Below are 13,822 nucleotides of genomic sequence, written 5' to 3' on the forward strand. Positions count from 1 at the left end.
ATGGCGTTCGGGATCAACCCGGACGCTTTTCTTTTGTTCCCATTTGCCTCCATGAAAAGATTGACTTTTGCCTGATTGCGGTTCAACATCTTAAAAAATAGATTAGGAGGAACAAAAATGAAAAAATGGCTTCTTGCTCTGTCGGCTGTTTTTCTTCTTGCCGGCTGTGGCCAACAAGGGGGAAAAGATCAAACAGCCAAAGACACGAAAGATGTAAAAAAAGTGTCTGTTGTACTTGACTGGACGCCCAACACCAACCACACCGGTCTTTACGTGGCGAAAGAAAAAGGATTTTTCCAAAAGCACGGTCTTGATGTCACGATTTTGCAGCCGGGAGAAAGCGGACCGAATCAACTGGTAGCTTCCGGAAAAGCTCAATTTGGGATCAGCTCGCAAGAAGAGGTAACACAAGCGCGTGCACAAGGGATTCCGCTCGTATCCATCGCAGCTGTGATCCAGCATAATACATCCGGATTTGCTTCTCCTGTAGCAAAGCATATCCAATCACCGAAAGACTTTGAAGGAAAAACATACGGCAGCTGGGGATCTCCTGTTGAAAAAGCGGTTATACAATCGATCATGCAGCTGCAAAAAGCTGATGTTAACAAAGTGAAATTTCTCAATATCGGTAATACCGACTTTTTAACCGCTGTAAAACGGGATGTTGACTTTGCCTGGATTTTTTACGGATGGGAAGGAATCGACGCCGAATTAAAAGGGGAAAAACTCAACATGTTGTATTTGAAGGATTTTTCCAAAAAACTAGATTACTACACCCCTGTCATCATCACGAACGAAAAACTGATTCAAACCCAGCCCGATATCGCCAAAAAATTTATGGCTGCTGTTTCTGAAGGCTATACGTATGCCATCGACCATCCAAAAGAAGCGGCCAATTTGTTGTTAAAAGGAGCTCCCGATTTGGATAAAAAGCTCGTCATGAAAAGCCAAGAATGGCTTTCCCCAAGATATCAAGATGATGCTCCACGCTGGGGAGAGCAAAAGAAAGAAGTTTGGGAAAACTACGCTGATTGGATGTACGACCATCACGTATTAGACAAGCGAATTGACGTCCAAAAAGCCTTCACAAATCAATTCTTGCCGAATGCAAAAGGAGGAGAAAAATGAGCAATTCATTAGTCAGTATTCAAATCATTCCCCATACCAAAAATGGAGAAGACGTGATCCCCTATGTGGATGAAGCGATAGAAGTGATAGCCAACTCAGGAGTGAAATATGAAGTCCATCCGCTGGAAACGACAATGGAAGGAAACTTGGAAGATTTACTTCCCATTATTCAAAAAATGAATGAAAAAATGGTGGAAGCAGGATGTCCAAGCGTCATTTCACAGGTGAAGATTTTATTTCGGCCAGATGGGATTACCATGGATGAATTGACGGAGAAATATCGATGAAACGCATTTTTTCAAAGGGAGGTCGCTCTGTTGCGATCTTCCTCCTTTTCTTAGCTGTCTGGGAAACGATAGCCCGGCTCGTGAATATTCCCAACTGGCTGCTGCCCGCCCCTTCCGCCATTGTCAAAACTGGAGTGAAAGTTTTTCCGGATTTTCTTCCGCATTTTATCGCTACTGTAAAACTATCGTTAACCGGCTATTTGATCGGCTGCGGGTTTGGCTTTTTAGCTGCCGTTTGTCTTCATTTGCTGCCAAAACTTAAGGAAGCGGTATATCCGTTTCTGATTTTGTCTCAAAATATCCCGATCATTGTATTGGCGCCTTTGCTCGTAATTTGGTTCGGGTTTGGAATTCTTCCGAAAATCATTATTATTACACTCTTTTGCTTCTTCCCCGTGGCCGTCGCTGCTCTGGACGGTTTTAGGCAAGTGCCGCATGAGCTGAGGTATTATATGGAAATGGCCGGTGCTACGAAATCGCAATTATTTTTAAAACTGGAGCTTCCCGGAAGCCTTCCGTCCATTTTTTCCGGATTAAAAATTTCCGCTGCCTACAGCGTAATGGGAGCAGTAGTTTCGGAATGGATCGGCGCTCAAGAAGGGATCGGCGTCTTCATGACGATTGCTTCCTCCTCTTTTCAAACGGAAAAAGTGTTTGTCGCGATATTTGTTATTATGGCATTGAGCCTCCTCTTCTTTCTTGCCATCGTCCTGTTGGAAAAGAGGCTGATGAAATGGCAGCCGAAAGGAGACGATAAAAGATGACCCACTTGGAAGTGAAACATGTATATAAAAGCTTTGAAGACAAGCCGGTTATCCAGGATCTCTCCTTTTCCCTCCAAAAAGGGGAATTTGTATCCATATTAGGGCCCTCGGGAAGCGGGAAAAGCACTCTCTTTCATTTAATCGGAGGCATTATCGTGCCAGACAGCGGAGAGATTGTGTTGGACGGAAAAAACATCACCGGTCAAAAAGGACACGTAAGCTTTATGCCTCAACATCCTTCTCTCCTTCCATGGAGAAACTTGCTGGATAATGTGCTTCTTGGACAAGAGCTGACAGGAAAAAGAGAGGTAGAAAAAGCTAGAAGCATGCTGGCGGCAGCCGGTCTTGAAGGCCACGAGAAATCCTACCCCCATCAACTATCCGGTGGAATGCAGCAAAGAGCTTCTTTTTTGCGCGCTTTGATCAGTCCGCAATCGCTTATGTGTTTAGACGAACCCTTTTCGGCTTTAGATGAATTTACGCGCTTGGAAATGCAAAAGTGGTTGATGTCGATTTGGGAGCAATACCGAAGAACGGTTTTGTTTATCACTCATAATATTGAAGAAGCGCTTTTTTTATCGGACCGAATTCTGATATTTTCCGAACGGCCGGCACGGATACTGGCAGATATATCCGTGCCATTTTCAAGACCGCGTCAGCCATCGCTTTTTTTGGAAAGTGAATTTTTTGATTGGAAAAGAAACATTTATGAAATTCTTCGAGGCGAAAAGACGACCGGATTTTGAGATCTCGATGGACGGAGAGTCCTTTCATAAAAGTGCCGAGCATTGCTATCCAAACGAGGACAGCCTGTATGGCTGTTCTCGTTTTTTTAAAACCATGGTGAATGGCCGCTTTTGATGGAAGAGTCAAATCAAATTTTTCCAATTATTTCGATACAGGTCATGGTGAAAACGAATTTCCTCGCCTTTTGATCTATCTATCCAAAGAACTATTTTCCTAATATTACATAATATGGAACTGTTATAGAACAGAAGCAAAAAAACTTGAAAAAATGAAAAATTTATCTGGAAGAAAAGAAGCAAAAAAGTTAGAATATATTTAAAATTGAATATTTAAATTATTTTCTTTCTACAGGGAGGTACTTCTATGAAAAACGGAATTATTTCTATTATCATTTGGACGGCTGTTTCCATTTTAGGCGCATCGGCGCTAGCCATTCTCGCGCTGGCCAATAATGAAACCGTTTCCGCCGCTTGGATAGTAGTAGCCGCAGTATCCTGCTACGCCGTAGCTTATCGTTTTTACAGTAAATTTATTGCCAATAAAATCTTTGCGCTGAATGATCAGCGGGCAACTCCTGCTGAAATTCACAACGATGGAAAAGATTTTGTTCCGACCAACAAGTGGGTGCTGTTTGGCCACCATTTTGCAGCTATTGCAGGGGCCGGTCCTCTTGTAGGTCCAATTTTGGCAGCTCAAATGGGATATTTGCCGGGGATGCTTTGGATTATTATCGGTGTCGTGCTCGGTGGAGCTGTCCAAGATGCCGTGATTTTGATGGGGTCCATGCGTCGTGACGGAAAATCGCTTGGACAAATTGCCAAAGAAGAGGTAGGTCCTTTTGGGGGGCTAATTGCTTCTATTGGCGTTATTGCCATTATGATCATTCTCATCGCCGTTCTGGCATTAGTTGTCGTGAAATCGCTTGTCAATTCCCCTTGGGGAGTCTTCACTATTGCTTCCACGATTCCAATCGCCATTTTGATGGGTCTCTACATGCGCTTCATCCGTCCGGGACGAGTGCTGGAAGGATCGCTGCTCGGAATCGTTCTGTTAATGTTGGCGCTTTGGGGCGGTCAGTTTGTGGCTGAGTCTCCTGTTTTAGCCAAAATGTTTACGTTTACAGCGCCTCAACTTGCCATCATGATTGGGATTTACGGTTTTATCGCTTCCATTTTGCCTGTATGGCTGCTGTTGGCGCCACGGGACTATTTGAGTTCTTTCCTGAAAATCGGAGTCATCGTACTGTTGGCTGTCGGTATCATTGTCGTTCTTCCTGATTTGCAAATGCCAAAGGTGTCCCGTTTTATTGACGGCTCAGGTCCGGTCTTTGCCGGTAATTTGTTCCCGTTCTTATTTATTACCATCGCCTGCGGGGCGGTTTCCGGATTTCACGCTCTCGTTGCTTCGGGAACGACGCCTAAAATGATTGAAAAGGAATCCCATGCACGCACCATCGGATACGGAGCCATGCTGATGGAATCAGGGGTCGCCATTATGGCCTTGATCGCCGCCTGCGCTATCCATCCGGGACTATATTTTGCCATGAACGCTCCGGCTTCGGTGATCGGAACTGACGCTGCTCACGCCGCATCTGTCATCTCTTCATGGGGATTCCAAATCACCCCCGATGAAATTACGAATGCGGCTAAAGAAATTGGAGAAGCGACGATTATGTCTCGTACCGGAGGAGCGCCGACGCTGGCCGTGGGAATGGCCGAAATTTTTACGAATTTCCTTTCAGGGGCTAAAGCATTCTGGTATCACTTTGCCATTCTGTTTGAATCGGTTTTCATTTTAACGACCATTGACGCAGGAACGAGAATCGGTCGTTTCATGCTGCAAGATTTTATCGGCAACTTTTATAAACCGTTCGGGCGAACTGATCATTATTTGTACAATATCATTGCATCCGCACTGATTACGCTCTGTTGGGCTTACATTACGTATCAAGGAGCGATCGACCCATTCGGAGGAATCAACTCGCTTTGGGCGCTGTTTGGAATTTCCAACCAAATGCTTGCTGCGATCGCGCTGGCCGTGGGAACTACGTTAATTATTAAAATGGGCAAAGCCAAATACAGCTGGGTCACAATCGTGCCTTTCGTTTTCTTGTGCGTCACCACATTGGTTGCTGCCTTCATGAAGCTGTTCTCATCTGTACCGGCTATCGGCTTTTTGGCGCACGCAAAAATTTATCAAAAAGCCATTGACGCAGGTCAAGTACTGGCACCTGCCCCCAATATGGATGTCATGAAGCAGATTGTATTTAACGACCGGCTAGATGCTGTCATTACAGCAATCTTTATCGCTATCGTCATTCTATTGATTCTTGATTCCATCCGGGTATGGTACAGCATTATCATCAAAAAGCAAAAGATTGAATTGAGAGAAGCTCCGTTTGTTCAATCCAAATATTCGAACACTTCGATCGGAGGTTAACATTTTGGAAAAAGTAAGGACATGGATCAAAAAAACAAGATGCAACATCAAAACGATTTTTGGACTTCCTAACTACGAATTGTACTTGGAGCATCACCAAAAGGCGCATCCTGACAAACCGATAATGTCTGAAAAAGAATATTATCTGTTTGCCTTGAAAGAACGATATGAAAGCGGCAAAGTGAATCGCTGCTGCTGACTTGTTTAGAAAGGACCCCGTTGCCGATACAAAGCGGTGAACTGCACCCCAATTGTTGGACACAACGAACAATTGGAGGTGTAGTTCAGCGGACGGGGCCCTCTTTTTTATTCTATTAACTGCAAGAAATCTTCGACGTCTTGAATGCAGAGGCGGATCCCCTTTTCCCAAAATTCTTCTTTTGTCGGATCTTCTCCTAAATGCTTTTTGATTAAATCTTCGACTTTCATAACCGCTGTATCACGAAGCAGAGCGATATATTTTTCTTCATACTCCGCCCCTTCTTCCAAAGCCCTCGCGTAAATGTTTAAGGCCAATAAATAGCCAAAAGTATACGGAAAATTGTAAAAAGGTACATACGTTAAATAAAAATGAAGCTTGGAAGCCCAAAAATGCGGATGGGTCACACCGAGAGCGCCGCCGAACGCTTCCTGCTGCGCCTCCTCCATCAAAGCATTTAATCTTTCCGCGGATACGACTCCTTTTTGGCGTTCTTCATAAAAGCGAGTTTCAAACAGAAAGCGAGCATGTATATTCATGAGCAGGGAAACGCTGCGCTGAACTTTATCTTCCAGCAAAGCGATTTTTTCTTGTTTCGTTTCCGCTTCTTGCAAGGCGGCATCAGAGACAATCATTTCGGCAAGAGTAGAAGCTGTTTCTGCTACATTCATGGCATACTGGCGATTTAAAATATTGAGCGGCCGCAGGACATCGGAGTGAAAAGCATGCCCCAATTCATGAGCAAGGGTCGCTACACTTTCAAGAGTGCCAGAATACGTCATAAAAATGCGCGATTCTTCCGTTTTCGGGAAAGTGGTGCAAAATCCTCCCGGACGTTTTCCGGGTCGATCTTCCGCTTCAATCCAAGAAGACTCCAATGCGTGCTTGGCAAATGCCGAAAGCTTCGGTCCGAATTTCGCAAAATGGCGAATGATAAAAGCGGCCCCTTCAGAATAAGATCGTTTCTCTGCTGCAGAAGCAATGGGCGCTTCAAGGTCATACCAAGCGATCTTTTCCTCCCCAAGAAGCTCCGCTTTCCGACGCAAGTAGCGGACAAATGGTTCTTTATGTTTCGCAATGGCCTTCCACATCGCATCGAGTGTTGCTTTCGACATGCGATTCCCCTCTAAAGGCTCTTTCAGGAACGACTCCCATCCTCTTTTTCGATAAACATTTAAACGAAATCCGGCCAAATGATTCAAAATATCGGCGAATAATCCTTCTTTTTCTTCCCATGCTTTTTCCAGCTTTTCAAACGCTTCTTTTCTGAGGCTGCGGTCCGGCTCAGAAAACAGATTATTGGCCTGGCCGATCGAAAGCGTCTTTCCCCCCACTGTCACTTGCATGCCGCCGACCATTGAATCGTACATCTGTCCCCAGCCATGATAGCCGTCAACCGCGAGGGCCTCGATTAAAGCCTCTTCTTTTGTTGAAAGCTTTTCACGGGCTTCTTCGCGCCATTCATTCAGCACAAATTCGATTTCTTTTAAAGATTCGTCTTGAACCAACTGTGCCCAAACATCCTCTTTTGTTTGGCTGAGAATCTGCTGAAACAACACAAAGCTTGTTTGGTACTCGGCAGCAAGGGATGTTAGTTCGTTTCGCAAAGCTCCGGCTTTCGGATCGGATGTATTTTCAGCTTCCAAGCAGCTGATAAAAGACTCCGCTTCCTCCAAATCCACCAATATACTTTTGATAGATTCTATGTATTTTAGAAAGGCAGTTTTCTCGCTTTCATTCACTGATTTCAACGGTTGACCGTTAGAAACCATATCAGAAAATATGTTCACTTTCCCTTTTAAGTCGTCTAAAAATCGATGAAAATCAGGCGATTCACTTCCGCCCGGAAATATAGAGTTCAAATCCCATACATCAGAATAAGATGTATTTGTCATTGCCTATCCTCCTCTTAGTCAATCCACATTCTTTATTATTATTCGCCTTTTTTGAAAAAAATTCCTCTCTTGTGCTCAAAAATGGATGCACTTTCCAATGGATACATTCAACCGTTCATAAAGCAATTAAACAGCAGATGGCCGTGCATCCGTTTCGTCAGAAGAATCGCTCAAATTCATTCCGGAGACACTTTATCCATCATCAAAAAAAAGGATCTTCCAGCTCTGCGGTTCATGATATCCACAGCGATGGAAGATCGATCAAATCTCAGTATCTTTTCATTTGAGAAAAAAGAGTTCTCATTCATCACTGATCGTTCACGAATTCTCTTGAAAACTGATACGATCATCCTCAAGTTTGGCATAAAAAGTCTTCAACATCCTTTTAAATCCCATTGCGGCTATTCAGTATAGAGAAAATTTCCGGTAAAAAAAGAGGCCTAGCTGCCCAATGGCGCTAGACCTCCTTTCGAATCAGCGATTTTATGCGTGGTCGATCTGCTCAGAAGTGACGGACTTTTTACGTTTGAAAAAACGTTTTCTTCTCAATTTGCTCATCCACTCATAGACGATTGGAACAATGAGCAATGTCAGCAACGTCGAACTTGTCAATCCGCCAATGACGGTGACGCCGAGATCTTTAGAGATCAATCCGCTTCCTTCCATACCGATCGCGAGAGGAATTAATGCACCAATCGTAGCGATTGCTGTCATTAAAATCGGACGGATACGAGTGGCGCCCGCCTCCAGCAGCGCTTCCCTGGTGCTGAGACCTTCCCGTTCTTTATGAATCACTCGGTCAATCAAAACAATGGCGTTCGTTACTACAATTCCGATCAGCATCAGCGCACCTATCATTGTTGAAACGCTGATGGTTTGTCCCGCAATGAACAATGCCACTAAAGCGCCAATGATCGCAAATGGCAGCGAGAATAAAATCACAAACGGCGCCCAACCTTGACCAAAAGTGATCACAAGAACAAGATATACAATCGCAATTGCCGCAGCCATTGCCAATCCAAGCTTCGTAAACGAATCTTTTACATCCTCTGTCACCCCGCCCATTGAAATATCAACGCTTGACGGGTGATGAATTTGATCAAGTCTCTTTTGCAGATTCATGGAAGCTTTAGAAATATCGTCCTCTTTCACTTTTCCGCTCACCTGAACAGAATAACGTCCATCTCGGCGCGTGACCGTATCGGATGTTTTTCCTTCTTTCACATTGACGAGTTGTTTGATTGGAACGTCCATTCCAAGCGGTGATTGTACTGTTTGATTCGTTAAATCTTGAACAGATTGATAGTTTTTCTTGTTGTTTTCCACATAAACATTGAGCTCTTGACCCTTTTCTTTAACAGTGGTTAAAGCCGGCTGATCGCTCTGTTGATTCAGAGCTATCGCAATTTGGCTGGCTGTCAGCCCTAATTGACTTAATTTCTGTTGGTTTACTGCGAGCACATATTCATCGTACGTTTTAGCCGTACTTGCCTCCACGTCTTTAAAATCCCCTTGCTCTTTCATTTTCTTTTCTATTTGATCAACTACAGGGGTAATCTCTTTCATATCATTTCCGTAAACATACACCGTTACTTCATTATTGCCTGCGCTCGCTGAGAAATCTTGGGTGCTCCATTCCCCTTTTCCACCTAAAGTTTGCAGGTGTTTAATCACTCGATCCGGTTCTTTATCAAAATTTTTTGTGTCTTTGTCGTATTGAACAAAGAAAATGGCACTGTTGCTTTGTCCCGGATTCATCGGATTATCGCTGCCCACTGAAAACTGAACGATTTCCGCTCCTTTTCGACCGCGTAAATAATCCTCTGCCTTAAGCGACACTTTTTTGACGTCTGCAAACGTCTCGCCCGGAGCCGGCGTGTATGTGGCCACCACCATTTTGTCCCCCATATTCGGAAGGAAGCTGACACCGATGGCCGGGATCAAGCATAAACTTCCGATCAACAGTAAAATGGCTACTGCCGATGAAATAAACTTATGATTTAACACCCAATTTAATACCCGTTTATAGAAGGACGATAATTTATTAGGTTGTCCTGACTTTAGCTGTTCTGGACGATGAATCCCTTTTTTAAACAATATGCTCGCCATCATTGGCACGATGGTAATGGCAACCAGCAAAGAAGCCAGCAGCGAGAACACGATCGCCAATGCAAAAGGCAAAAACAGCTCGCCAATCATTCCTTTAACAAGAGCGAGAGGCAGAAATACCGCAATCGTAACAATGGTGGATGACATGATAGGAATAAACATCTCTTTCGTTGCTTCCCGGATTAGCTCTTTTCCTTTCAATATTTCTTCTTTTAAGGACATTCTCCGGTAAATATTTTCAATGACAACGATCGAATCATCCACTACCCGTCCAATGGCTACCGTCATCGCCCCAAGAGTCATCATGTTGAGTGTGATATTCATTTGTTTCAAAACAAACAAAGAGATGACTAGAGACAACGGGATGGAAATAACGGCAATGAGCGTCGATTTAATATTTCGCAAGAATAAAAGAATTATAAGCACCGCAAATACTGCCCCGAAAACAGCTTTATTGAGCATTGTATGCACAGATTCTTCTATAGGCTTAGCCTGATCCATTGCCGTAATAACGTGAAGATCTTTGTTTTTCCCTTTGATTTCATTCATTTTATCTTTAACGGCATTCGCCACATCCACCGTATTGGCATCAGCCGCTTTCACAATTTCCAGTCCGATCGACTCTTTCCCGTTTGTGCGGGAAAAAGATTCCGCTTTTCCGACTAGCTTGATATCAGCTATATCCGATAATTTCACGGTCGGAATACCGGCCGACGAAACATTTCCTTGCTGCGGTCCTCGGACGGCGGTTGACTGTTGCCCGGCGCCTTGTAATCCACCTTGAGATGAACCCGGCTGCACTTGGGAAGATTGTCCGGTTCCCATAGATGCTCCTGCCGATAGTCCAATCGGAATTTCCATGTTTTTTAAATCTTTAATGGTGGAAATATTTCCGTCTACTTTGACCGATTTTTCGCTGTTATGAAACGTATATAATCCTAAAGGAAGAGAGACATTGGAGCCTTTAATAAAGTTTTGAACGGATTCTTCATCCAAACCGTACTTTTTCAGTTTTTCCTGATTAAAGTCGATTTGGACTTCATTTACTTGTTGTCCGCTTATTTGCACATTCGCGACTCCGTCGATTCTTTCAAGCTTCGGCACAATATCTTCTTGTACTTTTTTCGTTAATTGCGACAACGATTCTTTGTCACTCGATAAGCTTAACGAAAGAATAGGAATTTCATTGATGCTCAGCTTTTTGATGTCAGGTTTTTTGACGCCATCAGGAAGCTGCACATCAGAAAGGGCTTGTTCCGCCTCTCTCTTAGCATCATCCATATTTTTCTCATATGTATACTCCACTTGGACAGAAGATGCATTTGCGAAGGAAGAAGAACTGACAACGTTCACCCCGTCTAAATTTTGAAGTGCTTGCTCGATCGGCTTTGTTACTTTGTCAGCCACTTCTTCAGGGGTTGCACCTGGATAAGCGGTCGTTACCGTTAGAATAGGCGTATTAATATTCGGAATTGTTTCTAATTTCATCGTTAGTCCGGCATACAGACCTGCTACCGTCACGATGATGGTCATGAGCCAAACTGCCAATTTGTTCTTTAACACAAAGTGAATAATTTTGTTCATCGATTCTTCCCCTTTATTAGGATAATATATGATCCATTATTCATATTAACACTATCATAATTGGATTAGTGTCTATTCGTCAACGAATAGAAAGGAAGAATTAGGAATAATTCCTTAAGATTAAAATGAAACCATTTTCATTTTAATTTCCATATATTTGAAATAAAACTGTATGAATGGCAGGCCTCATTTGATCTCTATTGATCTGTCACTTTTCGATTCTTCCATTCACGATTAAGGATGTTTAAAGGAATGTTTTGGTTGTTTTGTTACTTTTATTACATTTATATTGCAATTTTGTAAAAAGATAAATATAATAAAAATCGTTAGAGTACATTATTTCCTAAGGAGGTTGAATATAACGATGGTTCCAGTTCTTTCAAAATCTAAATGGGCGTTTTCTCTTGCAGCCGCTTTGACTCTGGCCGTATCTTTCCTTTTGGCGCCTCTGTCAAGCAAAGCAGAAGCTGCAGCTCCTGTAAAAGGGGATAAAGTTGCCGCTTACGCCAAAACACTGGTTGGAAAACCTTATAAATACGGTGGTACAAGCGAAAAAGGATTTGATGCATCCGGTTTTGTACAATATGTTTACTTAAAATCAGCAAATGTGAAATTACCGCGCACAGTGGCCGATCAATTTAAACAAGGACAAAAAGTAGACTATAATCACCTCCAGCCTGGCGATCTTGTATTCTTCAAACTGGACGGCAAAAAAGTTTCTTTCGTTGGAATTTATTTAGGTAATAGTCAATTTATCGCCGCAACGAGCAAAGGCGTAAAAATCCAACCCCTCGGAGCAAAATATTGGAAACCGTATTTTGCATCCGGAGCTAGAATACTTTCACAAAAATAAACAAACAGGGACCGGAATCACACATCCGGTCCCTGTTTGTTTATGACAAAACGTTCAAACCAAAAGCAAGATGAACATCCAACCAACTCAACCAAAACTTCTATACATTAATACTTTAATGCACCATGGGGGTCAGGCCCCTTTATCATTCAAAATAACTATATGGTATAACAAACTCAGGGATCCCTTCAGCGAATGAAGTATATTCATATAAGGAGAAGTAAACTCCAACTCCTTTATTTGTTAAATAAAAGCGATCTGTTTCAGGGTCAATTGAGTCAAAGTTTTCAAAATAATACGGGTCAGTCAATTGTCGTTGATATATTTTTTTCCTTATTTCATTATTAATAACACTTACATAATCAGATGAATTGCCAAAGTACTCTTTTAAAGTATGGTATTGTTTTCCGGAACTTGTCTCAAAGTTATAGCTAGTATAATCGTATAACCCATGAGCTCCTCCCATATAAGAATAATCATTGAACTTAATACTAATAAACTGGGAATCACTTCTCATCACTTCATAAGTCATGTTATATGTATAATATTTTGAAAAAGGGTCATCCGAGTAATCTTGCTTCGATTTTTGAACTTCTTGATAGGCTTGTTTCCCTTGCAATCCTTTTTGATAAAGTGCGTTATTAATCTTTTCCTCAGCCGTACTTCCAATTCCTTTGACTATTGGATAGTACACATCCGGAGCAATTCTTTTTGGAAAAATAATGATCTTTGGTCGAAAGTTTTCATTTAGTACTCTTGCTAAAAATACAGCAAAATGGGACCTAGTTATTGGCTGACTACCTTTAAACGTTAAATCTGTGTAACCGATTGCAATACCATTTGTAGATAAAATACTAATAAACTTTGCGCTCCAATTACTAGGATTAACATCTTTATAATTAACATCTTGCTCAAATTTTAGGTGAAAAGCATTTACTAGTACTTTTGCCATTTCAGCGCGAGTTAGTGATTTGTTTGGATAAAACTTTCTGCTTTTACTGAAAATACCTTCATCAACCGCTGTAGCAATTTCTTTATAGGCAGGATAATTTTTTGGTACATCTTGAAAACCTGGATTAGGACGATTTCTCATATCTAGTTTTAACGCACGAACAATCATTGTTGCGGCTTGAGAACGAGTGACTTTCTCATTAATTCCAAAATTGCCGTTTTTATATCCTTTGATGATACCAGTATTCGCCAAATATTCAATCTCTTTTTTTGCCCAATAATTATTTGGAACATCTAAATACTGTGTGCTCGCATGAACTTGTATATTGGGCAAATACAAATTACCTATAAGTAAGAAAAAAACGAAAAATACTAGGAATCTTTTTTTCACATCCAGCTCCCCTTCATAGTAAAATTAGTACATTTTTAATAGTTATAATTCACTATATATCATTTAATAACTGCCAGTTCAACCGAAAATTTAAAAATTTTTAATTTTATAATTAAACTTTTATCTTAAACTTTTATAATTAAAATAAATAAAGAGAATGTTTCCAATAATTCCTGTCCTTCTCTCACTCTTGTCCATGTCATGAATCAATTTTTTTGTAGCATATTTTTTTAGTAATAGTAATGTCAATGAATATGCTCTTATTTAAAAAGGAGTTTGTCTTTTAATCGTAATCATTATTTTTTCCCACCCTGTTTCTCTACTGAATATATAATTATTTGCAGCCTCATCATCACTAATGTTGCATAAACAAACCATATTAGCCTCGGTGAATCGAAACCAACAAGAAATGAAGTTACCACTGAGACAAGTTCAGAAATGAGTAGTTAGTGGATCAACTCTCTAATCTTCACTA

General features: G+C 41.7%; 10 protein-coding genes. 7 read left to right on the top strand and 3 right to left on the bottom strand.

Features of this window, described 5'->3' with window-relative positions; genetic code table 11:
- Positions 1-117: 117 nt before the first annotated feature.
- The 6 genes from NST81_RS16030 to NST81_RS16055 all read left to right on the top strand — a co-directional run bounded on the left by NST81_RS16030 (position 118) and on the right by NST81_RS16055 (position 5,564).
- Positions 118-1,128: an ABC transporter substrate-binding protein gene (locus tag NST81_RS16030; RefSeq protein ID WP_048624164.1), complete on the top strand. Its 1,011-nt coding sequence runs from the start codon at positions 118-120 to the stop codon at positions 1,126-1,128.
- Entirely contained in the window at positions 1,125-1,415 is a 291-nt protein-coding gene (locus tag NST81_RS16035; RefSeq protein WP_048624165.1) for an MTH1187 family thiamine-binding protein, read from the top strand. The genes NST81_RS16030 and NST81_RS16035 overlap by 4 nt, the downstream gene beginning before the upstream one ends.
- Entirely contained in the window at positions 1,412-2,179 is a 768-nt protein-coding gene (locus NST81_RS16040) for an ABC transporter permease (RefSeq protein WP_048624166.1), read from the top strand. Before NST81_RS16035 ends, NST81_RS16040 begins: the two co-directional genes overlap by 4 nt.
- Entirely contained in the window at positions 2,176-2,925 is a 750-nt protein-coding gene (locus tag NST81_RS16045; RefSeq protein ID WP_048624167.1) for an ABC transporter ATP-binding protein, read from the top strand. Before NST81_RS16040 ends, NST81_RS16045 begins: the two co-directional genes overlap by 4 nt.
- 364 nt (positions 2,926-3,289) lie before the next feature.
- A complete protein-coding gene (locus tag NST81_RS16050; protein WP_341030267.1) occupies positions 3,290-5,365 on the top strand; it encodes a carbon starvation CstA family protein in 2,076 nt (691 codons plus the stop codon).
- Between the two features lie 4 nt (positions 5,366-5,369).
- Positions 5,370-5,564: a YbdD/YjiX family protein gene (locus tag NST81_RS16055; protein WP_004439467.1), complete on the top strand. Its 195-nt coding sequence runs from the start codon at positions 5,370-5,372 to the stop codon at positions 5,562-5,564.
- Between the two features lie 107 nt (positions 5,565-5,671).
- Here the strand turns inward: NST81_RS16055 and NST81_RS16060 are convergent, their stop codons facing one another.
- Together NST81_RS16060 and NST81_RS16065 are read right to left on the bottom strand one after the other, a co-directional pair.
- On the bottom strand, positions 5,672-7,459 hold the full coding sequence (locus NST81_RS16060; RefSeq protein ID WP_341030269.1) for a M3 family oligoendopeptidase: 1,788 nt from the start codon (positions 7,457-7,459) through the stop codon (positions 5,672-5,674).
- 483 nt (positions 7,460-7,942) lie between these two features.
- Positions 7,943-11,152, bottom strand: coding sequence for an efflux RND transporter permease subunit (locus tag NST81_RS16065; RefSeq protein ID WP_341030271.1), 3,210 nt, complete (start codon positions 11,150-11,152; stop codon positions 7,943-7,945).
- A gap of 364 nt (positions 11,153-11,516) precedes the next feature.
- Between NST81_RS16065 and NST81_RS16070 the strand changes: the two genes are divergently transcribed.
- Positions 11,517-12,005 (top strand): C40 family peptidase, encoded by a 489-nt coding sequence (locus NST81_RS16070; protein ID WP_004439475.1) that lies wholly within the window; start codon positions 11,517-11,519, stop codon positions 12,003-12,005.
- Between the two features lie 145 nt (positions 12,006-12,150).
- Here NST81_RS16070 and NST81_RS16075 read toward each other — a convergent pair whose 3' ends face one another.
- Positions 12,151-13,347 (bottom strand): S-layer homology domain-containing protein, encoded by a 1,197-nt coding sequence (locus NST81_RS16075; RefSeq protein WP_341030273.1) that lies wholly within the window; start codon positions 13,345-13,347, stop codon positions 12,151-12,153.
- Positions 13,348-13,822: the final 475 nt, after the last annotated feature.

The organism is Bacillus sp. FSL W8-0223, assembly GCF_038006805.1.
Taxonomy (GTDB): Bacteria; Bacillota; Bacilli; order Bacillales; family DSM-4216; genus Bacillus_O; species Bacillus_O smithii.